Origin of the sequence: Streptomyces sp. NRRL B-24085, assembly GCF_001282115.1 — a bacterium.
In the GTDB taxonomy this organism is placed as follows: domain Bacteria; phylum Actinomycetota; class Actinomycetes; order Streptomycetales; family Streptomycetaceae; genus Streptomyces.
The window spans coordinates 1-1,081 of record NZ_LJBR01000690.1; the positions used below are offsets into that span (position 1 = coordinate 1).

The 1,081-nt window shown below is 77.0% G+C and carries 1 pseudogene; it reads right to left on the bottom strand.

Features of this window, described 5'->3' with window-relative positions:
• Positions 1-424: 424 nt before the first annotated feature.
• Positions 425-1,081 (bottom strand): annotated as a pseudogene (locus AOJ26_RS41230) (ROK family protein); the annotation flags it as partial.

The following is a 1,081-nucleotide window of genomic DNA, read 5'->3' on the forward strand; positions in this document are numbered from 1 at the left end:
GTGCGGCCACCAGGGCGGGGGGAGGCCCGGCGTCCGCAAGCGGAGCGGACACCGCGTCGAAGGCCGACCGCACTCCCGCAGGCACAGCGGACAACCGGGCGGCAACCGGGCCAGCCGCGGCGACAGCCGGACGGACAACCGCGGGCGCCGCGGGCAACACGCCGGGAGCCGGGCCGGCGACCGCGGGAGTCGCAGCCGATACGGCCGGGACCAGGCCGGCGGTCGCAGGGGTGGCGGGCAACCGGGTCGGGGCCGGGTCGGCGGCTGCGGGAGGGGTCGGCAGCAAGGCGGCTGCTGCCGCGAGGCCGAGGAGGGTGGGCTTGCATCCGTGGACATACCGTCGCATGAACACATGACCATGCCGGGCCACCGAGGCCGACGGGGGATGCCGCTCCGTGCGGCCGGGGAAGTCCCCTCGATCAGCTCACGCGTCGGACCGGCCGAAGAGCGGGGCCAGTACGAGCTGGGCCGCGCCCTCGGCGACCTCGCCGGTCGCGGCGCGGACGGGGACCGGGTCCTCGCCGGTGCGCCGGGCGCGTTCGTCGAGGACGGCCGCGACGCCTCGCAGGAACGGCTCCGGGGCGTTGCGCACCGTACGGCCGCCCAGCAGGACCAGGTCGATGTCGAGGAGGGCGACGAGGTTGCCGGCCGCGATGCCGAGGACCCGGGCCGCCCCGGCGAGGTCGCCACGGGCCACTGCCGCCAGGCACAGCGCCTCCACGCAGCCCCGGTCACCACAGCCGCAGGGCGGTCCGTCGAGCTGGACGACCTGGTGTCCGAACTCCCCGGCCCCGGTCCGCGCCCCCCGGTGCACGGCCCCGCCGATGACGAGCCCGGCGCCGAGCCCCGTACCGAGGTGCAGATACGCGAACGACCCCCGCTCCCCCGCGACCGCGAGTCCCAGTGCGGCCGCGTTGGTGTCCTTGTCGACCACGACGGGCACCCCGAGCCGCCGCGCGAGCGCGTCCCGCAGGGGGAAGCCGTCCCATTCGGGGAAGCCGGTGACGCGGTGCAGCACGCCACTGGTGGATCTCGCGGCGACGGTGGTCCCGGAACGGCGACGCCGGACTGGACCTGGGGG